This is a genomic window from Oleiphilus sp. HI0043 (genome assembly GCF_001634935.1).
Genome location: NZ_LWEY01000531.1, coordinates 1 through 686, shown reverse-complemented (window position 1 = coordinate 686; position 686 = coordinate 1). Strand labels below are relative to the sequence as shown.

Here is a 686-nt window from a genome sequence, read left to right as displayed (position 1 = left end):
TGCTTGGCAAGAAGAGCTGCAGCTGGTGACAGCTAAAGGCAATGAAATCTGGGTTTCTGCACTTGGCCAGTCAGAATTTAAAGACGGCAAGTGTGTACGCTTATTTGGCTCATTTCAAGATGTTGATAAAAAGGTAAAAGCCGAGCTGGAGTTAAAAGAAGCGAAGGAAAAAGCAGAACAGGCAGCGCATTCAAAAAGTGTCTTTCTAGCCAATATGAGCCATGAAATTCGTACGCCTATGAATGGTGTGCTAGGGATGCTGAGCGTATTGGATACAGAAAGCCTAGATGACTCTTCATCGCAAAAGGTGGCAATTGCTAAGAAGAGTGCAAGCTCTTTGCTTTCTTTACTCGACGACATTCTCGATTTTTCCAAGGTTGATGCAGGGCACCTTGTACTTGATGAAGGTGCGATAGATTTAAGGGAATTATTCGAATCTTTTGTCGATTCGGTGCGCTTCGATATGGAAGCCAAGGACTTAAAACTCGAATTGCACTTGGAAGGCTTCGAGCAAGCGTGGGTTAAAGCAGATGCAGGAAGAATTCGTCAGATTCTTAACAACTTAGTTGGTAATGCGATTAAGTTTACCTCAGAAGGTAGTATTACAATTAAGGCTAGTTTGGTGCAGCAGAAGGACAGAAAGATATTGCGTTGTGCCATTGTTGACTCGGGTATTGGTGTTGAAG

The 686-nt window shown here is 43.1% G+C and carries 1 protein-coding gene; it reads left to right on the top strand.

The annotated features are described in order from the left end of the window. Positions 1–25: 25 nt before the first annotated feature. Positions 26–686: histidine kinase dimerization/phospho-acceptor domain-containing protein (locus tag A3729_RS06540; RefSeq protein WP_231877365.1), on the top strand; the 661-nt coding region annotated here is incomplete at its 3' end.